General features: G+C 65.1%; 11 protein-coding genes. 5 read left to right on the plus strand and 6 right to left on the minus strand.

What is annotated here, in order from left to right:
* Positions 1 to 432: 432 nt before the first annotated feature.
* The 6 genes from F6S87_RS05075 to rpmH all read right to left on the minus strand — a co-directional run bounded on the left by F6S87_RS05075 (position 433) and on the right by rpmH (position 3,962).
* The gene (locus F6S87_RS05075; RefSeq protein WP_163227472.1) at positions 433 to 1,200 is read right to left on the minus strand and encodes a 16S rRNA (guanine(527)-N(7))-methyltransferase RsmG; all 768 of its coding nucleotides are present in this window, start codon (positions 1,198 to 1,200) and stop codon (positions 433 to 435) included.
* A complete protein-coding gene (locus F6S87_RS05080) occupies positions 1,193 to 1,726 on the minus strand; it encodes a Jag family protein (protein ID WP_163227473.1) in 534 nt (177 codons plus the stop codon). The genes F6S87_RS05075 and F6S87_RS05080 overlap by 8 nt, the downstream gene beginning before the upstream one ends.
* A 194-nt stretch (positions 1,727 to 1,920) precedes the next feature.
* A complete protein-coding gene (gene yidC, locus F6S87_RS05085; protein WP_163227474.1) occupies positions 1,921 to 2,934 on the minus strand; it encodes a membrane protein insertase YidC in 1,014 nt (337 codons plus the stop codon).
* A complete protein-coding gene (gene yidD / locus F6S87_RS05090) occupies positions 2,927 to 3,229 on the minus strand; it encodes a membrane protein insertion efficiency factor YidD (protein ID WP_231129391.1) in 303 nt (100 codons plus the stop codon). The genes yidC and yidD overlap by 8 nt, the downstream gene beginning before the upstream one ends.
* A gap of 108 nt (positions 3,230 to 3,337) precedes the next feature.
* Entirely contained in the window at positions 3,338 to 3,769 is a 432-nt protein-coding gene (gene rnpA, locus F6S87_RS05095; RefSeq protein WP_163227476.1) for a ribonuclease P protein component, read from the minus strand.
* Between the two features lie 58 nt (positions 3,770 to 3,827).
* Positions 3,828 to 3,962, minus strand: coding sequence for a 50S ribosomal protein L34 (gene rpmH / locus F6S87_RS05100; RefSeq protein ID WP_033491033.1), 135 nt, complete (start codon positions 3,960 to 3,962; stop codon positions 3,828 to 3,830).
* Between the two features lie 333 nt (positions 3,963 to 4,295).
* Between rpmH and dnaA the strand changes: the two genes are divergently transcribed.
* The 5 genes from dnaA (at position 4,296) to gyrB (ending at position 12,558) form a co-directional block, all read left to right on the plus strand.
* A complete protein-coding gene (gene dnaA, locus F6S87_RS08865; protein WP_163227477.1) occupies positions 4,296 to 6,200 on the plus strand; it encodes a chromosomal replication initiator protein DnaA in 1,905 nt (634 codons plus the stop codon).
* A gap of 752 nt (positions 6,201 to 6,952) precedes the next feature.
* The gene (gene dnaN, locus F6S87_RS05110; protein WP_163227478.1) at positions 6,953 to 8,080 is read left to right on the plus strand and encodes a DNA polymerase III subunit beta; all 1,128 of its coding nucleotides are present in this window, start codon (positions 6,953 to 6,955) and stop codon (positions 8,078 to 8,080) included.
* A 171-nt stretch (positions 8,081 to 8,251) separates the two neighbouring features.
* Positions 8,252 to 9,613: a DNA replication/repair protein RecF gene (locus F6S87_RS05115; RefSeq protein WP_163227479.1), complete on the plus strand. Its 1,362-nt coding sequence runs from the start codon at positions 8,252 to 8,254 to the stop codon at positions 9,611 to 9,613.
* Positions 9,606 to 10,091: a DciA family protein gene (locus F6S87_RS05120; RefSeq protein WP_163227480.1), complete on the plus strand. Its 486-nt coding sequence runs from the start codon at positions 9,606 to 9,608 to the stop codon at positions 10,089 to 10,091. The genes F6S87_RS05115 and F6S87_RS05120 overlap by 8 nt, the downstream gene beginning before the upstream one ends.
* 427 nt (positions 10,092 to 10,518) lie before the next feature.
* A complete protein-coding gene (gene gyrB / locus F6S87_RS05125; RefSeq protein WP_231129392.1) occupies positions 10,519 to 12,558 on the plus strand; it encodes a DNA topoisomerase (ATP-hydrolyzing) subunit B in 2,040 nt (679 codons plus the stop codon).
* Positions 12,559 to 12,620: the final 62 nt, after the last annotated feature.

The following is a 12,620-nucleotide window of genomic DNA, read 5'->3' on the forward strand; positions in this document are numbered from 1 at the left end:
ATACGGTCATGCCGGATCTCGTAACCTCTGCCTGTGTGGCATCCGGAAGCAGCCCATCGCCGAAGGATTCCCCACGCTACACCGCACATCGGGAGATACCACGTCCCCACCCCCGATGTGAGGAAATGTGGAAAACTGTGGAAAACCGATGTGGAGAATCGCCTCGTCGAACATCTGTTCCCGGCCCGAAAACCGCGCTGTTTTCAACCCTTTTCGGGATTCCCCCGATCATCGGTACCGCGCCTGTGGAAACTTTCCACACCCACGTGAAAATGTGGAAAACTCTATCCACCGCTTCCCGCCCTTCTCGATGTAATGCACCCGAACCGGCGGCTCGGGTGTACTACATCATGTGGTGGCCAGCTTGACGGCCAGTCTGGCTTCCATCGACAGGATCGGGGTCGGCGACGACCAACCGACGGATGAATCGTCCTACTTCTTCTGCAGGATGACGACGTGGGTGGGCTCGAGACCGGGAGCGACCGGCGCCTCGACGACGCGGGCGTGACCGCCGCCCATCGCGGCGATCTGCTTGCGCGCCTTGTCGAGCTCGGCCTGGGCGGAGCGGCCCTTGAGCGCGATCAGCTCGCCCTTCGACGCGAGCAGCGGTAGCGTCCAGCCGGCAAGCTTCGTCATCGGCGCGACGGCGCGGCACGTGACGACGGCGAACGGATGGTGGATCGCGGCGGCCGTCTCGGCGGACACGGCGACGGCGCCGCCGGTCTTCGGCGCCTTGCCGACGAGCCGGCCGTTGCGCTTGAGCGCCTCGATCGCCTCTTCCGAGCGCGCGCGGACGACGACGGCGTTGTTGAGATTCATCTCCTCGATGCATTCGTCAAGCCACTCGCAACGTCGTTCCATCGGCTCGATCAGCGTGAAACTGACTTCCGGCAGCATCGCCGCGGCGACGAGGCCCGGGAATCCGCCGCCGGAACCGAGGTCGGCGACGGTCTTGAACTGCTTCTTCGCGACGGCCTTGCGGATGAACGGCACGACGGCCGCCGAATTGAGGATGTGACGCTCCCACAGGATCGAGACATCGCGCGGCCCGATCAGTCCGCGCGGCTCGCCCTCCTCGAGAAGTTTCGCATGGAACACCTCGAGCTGCGGCATCGCCGCCCCGAGCACCTCCTCGAGCACCGGCGCCCCCTCGAGCTCGTCCCGCAGCTCGCCTTCGAGGCGCGTTTCCGCCTCAGTCATCGTACTCGTCGTCGAAGTCTTCGCCCTCGGTTTCCGACTTCTTGAGGTAGACGGTGACATAGCGGTGCGGTTCCTCGCCGTGGGAGCGGGAGCGCAGGCCCTCGTCGCGCACGACGTCGTGGACCACCTTGCGCTCGAACGAGTTCATCGGCTTGAGGCTGACCGGCTCTCCGGTCTCGCGGGCCTCGTCGACGGCGTCGAGCGCCATGTCGCGCAGGATCTGGCGCTTGCGCTTGAGGAATCCGTCGACGTCGACGATGAGGTGCGAACGCTCGCCGGTGCGCTGCTGCACGGCCAGTCGGGTCAGCTGCTGCAGCGCGTCGACGACCTCGCCGTTGCGGCCGATCAGGTGCTTGATGTCGGTGTCGTCGTCGGCGACGATCTGGATCATCGGTCGGCCGTTGCGGATGCCGAGCTCGATGTCGCCTTCGTAGTCGGCGATGTCGAGCAGCCCCTCGAGGTAGTCGGCCGCGATGTCGGCTTCGTCGTTGAGCTGGTCGATCGTCTTGTCGTCCATTTGTACCATGCGGTTGGCTCCTTCGTGGAAAATCTCGCTGTCCGGCGGGGTGGCGGTCGTTGCGGCGCCCGCGCCGTGCTCGCGTTGGTTGTCGGGTCGGTCAAAGACTGTCTACCAGTCTATGCCGCCGGCCGCCCGGCCGGAAGGCAACGTCCCACATCCATCACCGGATTGTCCGGTTTCGTGGACATGGGACGCATGCGTCATTTCTTCTTGTTGCCGGAACGATTCTTCCGCTTGGGCTGCTGGCGCTGATAGCCCTGCTTTTCCTTGCGTTCGTTCTCCTCGCGCGCCTTGATCAGCGCCTCTTCCTCGAGCGAGGGCTGGCCGGCCTTGGCGCGGCGGGCGTTCTCCTTCTCGTGGTCGCGCTTCTCCTTGTCGTCGGCGGCCGGCGAGCCGGGCGTCGGGAACTCGTGGATCTGCCAGAACGAGCGGACGAGGTTGCAGATGTTGTTGGCGAGCCAGTAGACGAGCACGGCGAACGGCATCGCGACGCCCGAGAAGATGTACATGAGCGGGAAGACCCACAGCATGATCTTCTGCATCTTGTCGGTCTGCGGGTTCGCGGCCGCCGGGTTCGTGTTGCGCTTCATCGTGTTGTACTGCATGTACCACAGGCACACGCACATCAGCGCGACGAAGATCGCGATGATCGCCTTGCTGCCGCCGGTCGCCGTCGTGAACGTGTCGGTCACCTTGGTGCCGAAGAACGACGTCTGCGAGAACTGTTCGGCGCGCTCGACGGTGAAGGCGCCAAGCGGATCGCGCTTGCCGCGGGCGATGTACGGAATCGCGGACAGCACGTAGAACATGCACATGAAGACCGGGCCCTGGATGACCATCGGCAGGCACGAGCCGGCCGGGTTGGCCTTGTTGTCCTGGTAGAGCTTCATGACCTCGCGCTGCATCGCTTCCTTGCTGGCGGGGTCGTTCTTGCCCTTGTACTTGTTCTGGATCTTCATCATCTGCGGCTGGATGGCCTGCATGCGCCGCATCGACTTCATCTGCTTGTAGAACAGCGGGAAGATGCACGCCTGCACGACGATGACCAGGAAGATGATCGAGAACACCCATGACAGGCCGACGGGGTTCATGCCGATCAGCGTCAGGAACTTGTGGAAGATGGTCATGATCCAGGTCATCAGCCATTCGACCGGGGTCAGGATCTTGTACAGCCAGCCAAAGAAGCCGCTGTCAAGCATGAAGTTCTCACTCATTGGGGACGTCCTCTCCTTCTTCGTCCTTCGGCAATGGGGTCAGTCGGGGCGCCTCGTGGGCCCGCGACCAGGAAAAGCGGTAGAACACCGAGAACCGTCGCGGCACGTCGTCGATGCCGCCGTCGCTCCACGGCCGGCAGCGCAGCAGCCGCAGGGCCGCGAGCGTGCCGCCCCGCACGGCGCCGAACCGGCGGATCGCCGTCAGCGCGTAGTTGGAACAGCTCGGATAGTACTTGCAGCAGGCCGGGCGCCCGGCGGACACCCGCCGCTGATACCAGCGAATGGCCCGGATCATCGTCCGGCTCGCCATGCTCCGGCGCCGGCTTGCGTTCGCCGTCGCGCTGGCGGGACGGCCGGCCGTCGTCGCCGGCGACGATTCGTCCGTCCGCTGCCCCATCGCGGCCTAGTTCCGGCCGGCGTCGCCGGCGGCGTCCCGTTCGGCTTCGCGCGCGACCTTGCGGGTCACGGCCGCGAACAGCTCGCGGGCCTGGTCGTCGAGCGACTGGAACGATGCATGCGCCGCGGACGGCTTCGCCCGCATGACGATGTCGATGTCGGGCGGCAGCAGCTCCTGGTAATTGCGGGCAATAACACGAAATCGCCGTTTCACGGTGTTTCGCGTGACGGCGTTTCCAACGGACTTGGATACGGCAAGCCCCATCCTGCGCCCCGGATGGGCTACAGGCGTCCTCGAAGCGCCGTGCTGTTCACTCCCGGCAGCCTGCCGCTCGGGCAGCGACCTGTCGAGATAGTGCACGACGATGTCGTGGCCGCTTACGCGGCGACGGCGCTTCAGGACCGCGACGAATTCGCGATGGCTCTTCAGCCGTTCCACTGCGTCCGGCTCTCTTTCCCTTGTGTTCCCCTGTTGGTTACAGTCCGGAGGAAAGAACTCAGGCGGACAGGGACTTGCGGCCCTTGGCGCGGCGACGGTTGATCAGGGCACGGCCGCTGCGGGTGCGCATGCGGGCACGGAAGCCGTGCTTCATGTGACGGCGACGGTTATTCGGCTGGAAGGTCCTCTTCATATCAACGCTCCTGGTGAATTTTGGCCATGCGAATGCACGGCTCCTCATGAGTCAAGCTCTACCAAAGTACTCTCACCCCTACCCCAGAGGCAAGCCGCACGCCGTTTCCACCGTCGCAAGAATCATGCAATGTGGAAAAACCGGCGGCGTATTTTTCCACAAAATCGTTGGAACGGTGGGAAAATCCCGGCGCGACTTATCCACAAATTACACCGATGTTATTCACAAACCCAGCCGTTTCAACACGCAACGATGTGGATAACTTCTCCGGTTTGGAGTAAATATGTTATGTTGATTCTTTTTCCGTGAACTACCATAACTGGAAGGCTGAAGATGGGTGGAGAAACCCTCGACCCCGTCGCCCGCGCACAGTCGATCTGGTCCGACACCCTCGCCATTCTGGGCGGCCGTGTCACCGATCGCCAGAAGGCGTGGCTGATGGGCGTCGTCCCCGAGTCGGTGAACGGCCCGTCGATCATGCTGTGCGTCCGTGACAACGAGACGTTGCAGACGCTTGTCGGCCAGCTGTACATGGTCATGCTGCAGGCGTTGCAGATCGCGAACGCCGGGCAGCCGCTCTATCCGTCCTTCAAGATCGACCCGTCGGCCCCGGCCGTCGAGGAGCCGAACGGCAACGACGCCGCCGCGGCTCCCGCCTCGACATCGACACAGACTCCGGCGGCCGGATCGTCCAACGGCTTCGTGCCGCTGCCGACCGACGCCTATCCGGCGGCCACCGAGCAGGCGTCGCCGTCCACCGGCACGATTCCCGCCGTGAATGCGACGACTTCCCCGGCGCCGGCGATCACCGAGGAGGCGATCGAGGCGGCCCAGCAGCTGCTCCAGCAGGCCGAACAGCAGGGCATCCGTCCGATTACGCAGTCGATGCCGATCGTGCAGGCCGCGCAGGCGGCCGCTGCCGCGACGGCACCGTCGTTCGCGCCGGCCGTCACGCCGCAGACCGTCCGCCGACCGCAGACGACGCATGCCGGCCAGTCGATGACGGGAACGCCGGGCGTCTCGCAGCCCACCGCCGCGTCGCAGCAGGCCACCGGCCGCCAGGCCACGCAGGCCACCGCGCAGGTGCACGAGGACGGCCAGCATGCCGTCACGGCGTCGCAGGGCGAGCTGCCGATTCCGTCGACGATCCCCGAGCGCCACGTCGTCGCGGCCGAATCGTCGACGCCGATGCGCGATCCGATCTCCCACCTCAACAAGGCCGCCACGTTCGACACGTTCGTGCCCGGCTCGTCGAACCGGTTCGCGCGCACCGTCGCGCTGGCCGTCGCCGAGGGCAGCGGCCGCGACTACAACCCGCTGTGCATCTACGGCGGTTCCGGCCTGGGCAAGACGCACCTGCTCAACGCGATCGGCAACTACGCGCTCGTCAAGGACCCGTCGCTGCGCGTGCGCTACGTGACGAGCGAGGAGTTCACGAACGAGTACATCGACGCGATCCGTTCCGAAACCGAGAACAGCCGCACGATTTCCGACTTCAACAAGCGCTACCGCGACGAAGTCGACATGCTGCTCATCGACGACATCCAGTTCCTGTCCGGCAAGGACTCGACGCTCGAGCAGTTCTTCCACACGTTCAACGCGCTGAAGGAATCCGACAAGCGCATCGTGCTGTCGAGCGACGTGCCGCCGAAGAACCTCAAGGGCTTCGAGGCGCGCCTGATCTCGCGCTTCGAGTCGGGCCTGACCGTCGACGTGCAGCCGCCGGACCTCGAGACACGCACGGCCATCCTGCAGATGATGGCGCAGACGAACCACTACTCGATCCCGAAGGACGTCATCGACCTGATCGCCCGCCGCTTCACCGAGAACATCCGCGAGCTCGAGGGCGCGCTGACGCGCATCACGGCGATGGCGTCGATCACGAACCAGCCGGTCTCCTACGCGTTGGCCGAGCAGACGCTGCGCGACTTCTTCGTCGCCGACGTGGAGCTCAAGCCGACCGACATCATCGGCCAGGTCGCCCAGTACTTCCACCTGTCGTTCGACGACCTCGTCGGCCGCAGCCGCACGAAGAACGTGGCCCTGGCGAGGCAGGTCGCGATGTACCTGACGCGCGAGATGACGTCAATGAGTCTCGTCGACATCGGCCAGGTCTTCGGCGGCCTCGACCACACCACCGTCATGTACGGCTGCAAGAAGATCTCGAGCAAGATGAGCGAGAAGAAGGAAATCTACAACTACGTCATGGAACTGACGGTCCGTCTCAAGCACTCGTGACATCAAGAGAAGAAGCTCCCTTCCGGGGAGCTTCTTCCATTTTGAATGAACGGACGTCCACGGTGGGGATAAGAATGAGCGGGAATTTTCCACGCGACACGCGGAGCGGGGGATGAAAACAGAAAAAAGTTTTCCACATGGTTTTCCCCAAATGTGGGGAAGTCTGGGTGATAACTCGTGGATAAGCGTCAAAACGGCGAGGATAAGCCGTTGATAACTCCACAATTTTTGTGGATAACTTCGATGGCCTGTTCACGCTGTGGATAACTCACCATGTTTTCCACATTCCGCACCCACGGTTTCCACAGCGCGTGGATCGTCGAAAACGGCGCGGCGCAACCGCTTCCCACGAGTTTTCCACTTTTCCACCGCCCCTATTATTACTATGATTCCTTCTCTTGCGTATCATCATCGTCACGATCATCGCGAACCTCCCAGCAGCCGCTTTCGTACCGCCTGTGGTCCGGATAGAATGAAGCAAGCCGAACACCAAACGAAACGTCGTCAAGACCAGCGATTTCGTTGCGTTCCAGCGTCCTCGCCATCCGACAGGCAATGAGCAACGGGAAGAATCGTTCCCGCCGTTCTCTCGCCTTGTCCGGTGGAGAACCCGGCCGCTCGCCTGTCCACCGACGGTGAGTAACCGGCGACGCGGAATTTGCACAGTCCGGCACGGTTTCGCCGTCAGGAGTTCCCTTCGTGGGAACGATCCGCACGCCGCACCGCAACCCGCACGCATTGAGGAGCCACGCATGAAAGTCGAAGTCAATTCCACCTCCCTCGCCGACGCCGTCGCCTGGGCTTCGCGGGCGCTGAACACCCGCCAGTCGAACCCGATCCTCGCCGGCATCAAGCTCGAGGCCATCGACGGGTCGCTGCAGCTGTCGGCGTTCAGCTACGACGTGACGGCCCGCGACCGCATCGAGGCGGGCGTGGACGAGACCGGCAGCGTCGTCGTGCTCGGCAAGATGCTCGCCGACATTTCCCGCAGCCTGCCGGGGGAGAAGGCCTACCTGGCCACCGAGGGCTCGAAGCTCAAGATCACGTCCGGCAAGGCGTCGTTCACGCTGCAGCTGATGGCCGAATCGGAGTTCCCGGACATGCCGGAACTGCCGGCCGCGCTCGGCCAGGTCGATGCCGAGACGTTCGCGCAGGCCGTCAACCAGGCCGCCGTCTCCGTTGCCAACGACGACATCCGCCAGGTCCTCGCCGCCATCCGCATGCAGGTCGACGGCGGCCAGGTCACGCTGTCGAGCACCGACCGCTTCCGCCTGTCGCGCGCCATGTTCAACTGGACGCCAGCCGTCGAGGACGCCGCGATGACGGTCCTCGTCAAGGGTTCCATCCTGCGCGACATCGCCCACTCGATGGACATGCACCAGAACGTCACGATCGACTTCGACCCGGCCAAGCCGACGCTGATCGGCATCGAGAACGCCGGCCGCGTCTCGACGATCCAGCTCACCGATGGCGAGTTCCCGGCCGTCGACCGCCTCTACGCCGACGAATACCCGATCCACGCCGTCCTCGGCCGCCAGGACCTGCTCGACGCGATCAAGCGCGTCGCCCTTGTCGCCGGCCAGAACCAGCCGATCCGCATGACGTTCACCGGCGACGAGGTCCAGCTGACCGCCGGCGGCATGGACGACGAGGCGCAGGCCAACGAGATCCTCGACGTCGACCTCGACGGCGAGGACATCACCGTCGCGTTCAACCCGAACTACCTGCAGTCCGGCATCGCCGCGATCACCGAGCCGTTCGTCCGCATGAAGCTGACCACCGCCGTCAAGCCCGTCGAGTTCGACGGCCAGCAGGAAGCCGACAGCGAGGAGTCGATGGACTACCGTTACCTCCTCGTCCCGATGCGCATCAACGCGTGATTCCTCTTATTAGCCCCCTGGAAGGGGGCTGTCGGCGCAGCCGACTGAGGGTCGACTTACGGAGCGCAACCAATCACGTTCCGTAATCCGTAAGTCGACCCCTCGCTTCGGCTTCGCCTCAGCGATCCCCTTCCAGGGGATTCATTACTACTCGAAATCCAGGTTGGCAGCATGCATGTTTCCCGTCTCGCCCTCGACGACTTCAGGTCGTGGCGGCACGTCGTCGTCGATTTCGCGCCCGGAGTCACCATTCTCCAGGGCGCGAACGGCCTCGGCAAGACGAACCTCGTCGAGGCGATCGAGGTGCTGTCGACCGGCGCCAGCCACCGCACGTCGAGCTCGCTGCCGCTCGTCGCCCGTGGCTGCCCGGCCGCCACGATCCGCGCGAACGTCGTCACGGATGACGGCGCCGGCGCCGGGAACGATACCGGCGACAGCACCGGCGCCGACGAAACGACCTACGAGGTGACGATCCGCGCGAAGGGGACCAACCGGGCCCGCATCAACGGCGGCCCGTCGCTGTACATGCGGGACGTCGTCGGGCAGATTCCGAGCGTCGCGTTCACGCCGGACGACCAGCGGCTCGTCGCCGGCGACCCGTCGTCGCGCCGCACGTTCCTCAACCAGGCCTGCTCGCTGCTCGTGCCCGGCTATCAGGCCCGGCTCGCCGAGTTCACGAAGATCGGCAAGCAGCGTGCGGCGCTGCTCAAGCAGCTCGGCCGCGGCGGCAATGCGTTCGGCGGCTTCGGCGACGATTCGCGCGGCCGTGTCCCGGACGAATCGTCCGACAATTTCTCCCGGTTCGATCCGGCCCGCGACGCCGCGCTGAGCGGCCTCGAAGTCTGGACCGGCCAGTTCATCGAGGCCGGCGTCGAGCTCACCCGCGACCGCGACCGCGTCCTCGCGCAGCTCGCCGGCCCGTTCACCGAACTCTATGCGATGATGGCGCCGGACGGCGGCACCGCCTCGCTGGCCTACGAACCGTCGTTCGACGACGTGCTGCTGCACCCCGACGACCCGGACGCCGCGAAGGCCGGCATCAGCCGGCATTTCCAGCGAATCTACGCGGGGGAGGTGTCCCGCGGCATCAACCTGATCGGCCCGCAGCGCGACGACTTCGCGCTGCGGCTCGACGGCGTCCCGGCACGCGAGTTCGCGTCGAACGGCGAGATGTGGACGATGGCGCTGGCGCTGAAAATGGCGCTGTTCGAGCTCGTCGAGGCCCGTGACGGCGTCAAGCCGATCGTCATCCTCGACGACGTCTTCGCGCAGCTCGACGAAACCCGCCGCGCGCAGATCCTCGCGTTCGCGGCCGCGCAGGACCAGGTGCTCATCACCGTCGCCGCCGCCTCCGACATCCCCGGCGCCGCGTCGCTCGGCTCGGCGACGATCATCGACGTCGCCGCCCTGAAAGCCGGCAATGGAAACGATTCGCACGGACAGATGACGGGCTCGCTCGACGACCTCGCCACGATGGGCGAACTCGGCGCGATGGCCCTCGCGCTCGCGAAGAAGAAGGACGGCAATGAGTGACGGCGCCCCGATTGCCGAGCGGCTGGGACTCGACGAACGCAAGCTGCCGGCGCAGGTGTTCGAGCGGCTCGCGAAGCGCGCCGGACTCGTCGAGGACTGGCGGCGCCGCAACGAGGAGGCCCGCGAGAACTTCGGCAAGGCCGGGCGCGACCCGAACCGCATCGGCGGCGTGCTCGAGGCGTTCGCCGTCCAGAAGGGCTGGGGCCGCTACCTCGGCATGACCCGGCTGATGGAGGCGTGGCCCGAGATCGCCGGCCCGGTCGCCGCCGCCCACACGCAGGTCGACTCGCTCGTCGACGGCGTCCTGAAGATCCGCGCGAACACCCCGGCCTGGGAACAGCAGATGAGCGGCCTGTCCGGCCACCTGCTCGCGAAGATCCAGGCCACCCACCCGGAATTCGGCATCAGGCGCCTCGAAGTCATCCGCGCCCCGAAAAGGCAGGGAAGAGGACGGCTGAGGCCAGTGAGAAACGGCTGAACGGGGCGTCCAGACTCCCTCCTTGGAGGGAGTCGGCGAGGCGGAGCCGAGCCGGTGGGAGTTCCGGACCGACCGGGAACGTCACCTACGCCGACCAACGTTGCGTTCTAGCGGCCTCGCGAACTCCCACCGAAAACGCTACCGCGTTTTTGACTCCCTCCAAGGAGGGAGTGAGGAATCGGTTTTTCCAGATCGCGCTGTGCGCGGGGGAGTCGGGTTAGGTTGGTAGAATCTTTGACAGAGTACTTGAACGCCGTGAAGGGGCGTTTATTTTCGTTCTGGGGCATGTCCAGACAAAAACAACCCTTCGTGACGAACCAAGAAGGAAGGATTCTCAGTGGCAGATTTTGCATCCGAATCGGCGGCTGAACCGGAGCATTCGGAACCCACCGCGGGCGAACAGCTCGAGCAGGCGGCAGCCGAGGCGATGAACGGCGAGACGCAGGATGGCCAGCTCGACGATACGCTGGCTCCGGAACACTACGACGCGAGCGACCTGCGCGTCCTCGAGGGCCTCGAGGCCGTCCGCATCCGCCCGGGCATGTACATCGGATCGACGGGCCCGCGCGGCCTGCACCACCTCGTCTACGAGATCGTCGACAACTCGGTCGACGAGGCGCTCGCCGGCTACGCGTCGCACATCGAAGTGACGATCCTGCCGGACAACGGCATCCGCGTCGTCGACGACGGCCGCGGCATCCCGGTCGACGAGGTCCCGGGCGAGGGCGTCTCCGGCGTCGAGACCGTCATGACGAAGCTGCACGCCGGCGGCAAGTTCGGCGGCGGCGGCTATGCCGTCTCCGGCGGCCTGCACGGCGTCGGCATTTCCGTCGTCAACGCGCTGTCGACGCGCGTCGACATCGAGGTGCGCCGCCAGGGCTTCCACTGGACGCAGACGTACATCGACCAGCATCCGACGGCGCCGCTGAAGAAGCAGCAGCCGATGGGTCCGGACGAATCGACCGGCACTTCCGTGACGTTCTGGGCCGACCCGACGATCTTCGAGACGACCGTCTACGACTTCGAGACGCTGCGCGCCCGCTTCCAGCAGATGGCGTTCCTCAACAAGGGCCTGAAGATCTCGCTGACCGACATGCGCGAGGTGGACGCGGCCGGCGACGAGGTGGCCGGCGAGGACGCCGAGGAACAGCAGCGGGACCTGCACCAGACCGTCACCTACCAGTACCTCAACGGCATCAAGGACTATGTCGACTACATGGTCAAGGCCCACAAGGGCACGCCGATCGAGGAAGACGTCATCGACTTCGAGTCCGAGGACCTGAAGCTCGGCGTCTCCGCCGAAATCGCGATGCAGTGGACGACGTCGTACTCCGAGTCCGTCCACACGTTCGCGAACACGATCTCGACGACCGAGGGCGGCACCCACGAGGAAGGCTTCCGCGCCGCGCTGACCAGCATGATCAACCGCTACGCGCGCGAGAAGAACATCCTCAAGGACAAGGACGACAACCTCTCCGGCGACGACGTGCGCGAGGGCCTGACCGCCGTCGTCTCCGTCAAGCTGACGAACCCGCAGTTCGAGGGCCAGACGAAGACGAAGCTCGGCAACTCCGAGGCCAAGACGTTCGTCCAGCGCGTCATGAACGACAAGCTCGGCGACTGGTTCGACTCGCATCCGAACGAGGCGAAGGCCGTCATCCAGAAGGCCATCGAGGCGTCGCGCGCCCGCATCGCCGCGAAGAAGGCCCGCGAGAACACGCGCCGCAAGTCGATCTTCGAGTCGGCCGGCATGCCGGACAAGCTCAAGGACTGCCAGTCGAACGATCCGGCCGAGTGCGAGCTGTTCATCGTCGAGGGCGACTCGGCAGGCGGCTCCGCCATCCAGGGCCGCAACCCGATCACGCAGGCCATCCTGCCGCTGCGCGGCAAGATCCTGAACACCGAGCGCGCCAGCCTCGACCGCATGATGAAGTCGGACACGATCGAGTCCCTCATCACGGCCGTCGGCGGCGGCTACGGCGAGGAGTTCGACCTCAACAAGGTGCGCTACCACAAGGTCATCATCATGGCCGACGCCGATGTCGACGGCGCGCACATCGCCACGCTGAACCTGACTCTGTTCTTCCGCTACATGCGCCCGATGATCACGGCAGGCTACGTCTACGTCGCCATGCCGCCGCTCTACCGCCTCAAGTGGACGAAGGGCCCGCACGACTTCGTGTACACCGACGCCGAGCGCGACCGCGTGCTCGCCGAAGGCAAGGCGAACGGCCGCCAGCTGCCGAAGGGCGAGGGCATCCAGCGCTACAAGGGCCTCGGCGAGATGAGCTACCAGGAACTCTGGGAGACGACGATGGACCCCGAGCACCGTATCCTCAAGCAGGTGCACATCGAGGACGCCATCCAGGCCGACGAGACGTTCAGCATGCTGATGGGCGACGAAGTCGAACCGCGCCGCCTCTTCATCCAGCGCAACGCCCACAACGCCCGCTGGATCGACGCCTGATCGCTCTTGCGCACGAGCAAGAGTCGCGAATGAAACGGACGAATCGTTCAGGAAAAAAATTG

It is taken from the genome of Bifidobacterium choloepi (assembly GCF_010667615.1).
GTDB classification, from domain to species: Bacteria; Actinomycetota; Actinomycetes; order Actinomycetales; family Bifidobacteriaceae; genus Bifidobacterium; species Bifidobacterium choloepi.

Excerpts from the sequence above, each read along its gene's own strand:
- F6S87_RS05075 (WP_163227472.1), bottom strand. The coding sequence starts at position 1,200 with ATGACTGAGGCGGAAACGCGCCTCGAAGGCGAGCTGCGGGACGAGCTC.
- F6S87_RS05080 (WP_163227473.1), bottom strand. The coding sequence starts at position 1,726 with ATGGTACAAATGGACGACAAGACGATCGACCAGCTCAACGACGAAGCC.
- yidC (WP_163227474.1), bottom strand. The coding sequence starts at position 2,934 with ATGAGTGAGAACTTCATGCTTGACAGCGGCTTCTTTGGCTGGCTGTAC.
- yidD (WP_231129391.1), bottom strand. The coding sequence starts at position 3,229 with ATGATCCGGGCCATTCGCTGGTATCAGCGGCGGGTGTCCGCCGGGCGC.
- rpmH (WP_033491033.1), bottom strand. The coding sequence starts at position 3,962 with ATGAAGAGGACCTTCCAGCCGAATAACCGTCGCCGTCACATGAAGCAC.
- dnaA (WP_163227477.1), top strand. The coding sequence starts at position 4,296 with ATGGGTGGAGAAACCCTCGACCCCGTCGCCCGCGCACAGTCGATCTGG.
- dnaN (WP_163227478.1), top strand. The coding sequence starts at position 6,953 with ATGAAAGTCGAAGTCAATTCCACCTCCCTCGCCGACGCCGTCGCCTGG.
- F6S87_RS05115 (WP_163227479.1), top strand. The coding sequence starts at position 8,252 with ATGCATGTTTCCCGTCTCGCCCTCGACGACTTCAGGTCGTGGCGGCAC.
- F6S87_RS05120 (WP_163227480.1), top strand. The coding sequence starts at position 9,606 with ATGAGTGACGGCGCCCCGATTGCCGAGCGGCTGGGACTCGACGAACGC.
- gyrB (WP_231129392.1), top strand. The coding sequence starts at position 10,519 with ATGAACGGCGAGACGCAGGATGGCCAGCTCGACGATACGCTGGCTCCG.